The sequence below is a fragment of the Agrococcus sp. DT81.2 genome, assembly GCF_049844935.1.
In the GTDB taxonomy this organism is placed as follows: domain Bacteria; phylum Actinomycetota; class Actinomycetes; order Actinomycetales; family Microbacteriaceae; genus Agrococcus.
Map to the genome: position 1 here is coordinate 1 of NZ_JBNCLZ010000016.1, position 560 is coordinate 560.

General features: G+C 72.5%; 1 protein-coding gene. It reads left to right on the plus strand.

The features are described 5' to 3' along the window. Positions 1–158: 158 nt before the first annotated feature. Positions 159–560, plus strand: a 402-nt coding sequence (locus tag ACLQ21_RS15710) for a hypothetical protein (protein WP_425664910.1), incomplete at its 3' end; no start/stop codon positions are given.

Here is a 560-nt window from a genome sequence, read left to right on the forward strand (position 1 = left end):
CCCCGAGAACCCCGGACGAGCCAACGCAACCACCACCCCTCAACCAGGCGTTGCACTAACCCCCTGAAGCCAAGCGCCCTGACCGTGTCGAAACCAACCCGCTCCGTGGTTGTCCACAGCCCCGGTCGCGTGTCAGTGGCCTGTGGTGGGATGCGGTCATGGACGAGTGGGGCATCGATGCGGAGGCCTACATCGAGGCCGTCCGCGCCGGTGCGTTCGACCCGTACGGGGCGTCGGCGGAGGAGCTGCAGGCGTCGCTCGACGCGTTCGATCGGGAGTCGACCGCCCAGCTGATGGCGATGACCGAGGCGGAGGTGGAGGCGGGTGCGCAGCTGCCGCCGCTGCTGCGGGAGCCGGAGTCCGCGGCGCAGGAGCGGCAGCGGCTCGATGCGGAGTTCGCGGCGCGGATGCGGGCGGTCGAGTCGCGCTCGGCGCGGGTGGAGGGTGAGCGGCGGGCGCTGATGGCGGCACACCTGCAGCGGGTGATCGACATGGCCGGCGACGCGGGTCCGCGGGTGCGGGAGCTGGCGTCGTTCGCGGCGGTCGAGCTGGGCCTGTCG